This window comes from Flagellimonas abyssi, assembly GCF_019457905.1.
In the GTDB taxonomy this organism is placed as follows: Bacteria; Bacteroidota; Bacteroidia; order Flavobacteriales; family Flavobacteriaceae; genus Flagellimonas; species Flagellimonas abyssi.
The window spans coordinates 1-218 of sequence record NZ_JAHZSV010000104.1; the positions used below are offsets into that span (position 1 = coordinate 1).

Genomic DNA, 218 nt, shown 5'->3' on the forward strand with positions numbered 1-218 from the left:
CGCATCATCTACACAAGGGTGTTCGCGCCCTTACGGAACGAGACCTTCCACAGTGTGGCCGATATCAACACCGCGATCCGGGAGCTGTTGGAAAAGCACAACGACATGTCCTTCAGGGGAAGGGAATACTCCCGACGTTCACTGTTCCTCGAGGTGGAAAGCCGGGAACTGATGCCCCTGCCCGAGAAACGCTATGAGATCAAACGGTACGCCCAGGC

Annotated in this window: 1 pseudogene; it reads left to right on the forward strand. The window is 56.9% G+C overall.

Annotation, left to right across the window (positions count from 1 at the left end):
- Window positions 1-218 (forward strand): annotated as a pseudogene (locus K1F36_RS20005) (IS21 family transposase); the annotation flags it as partial.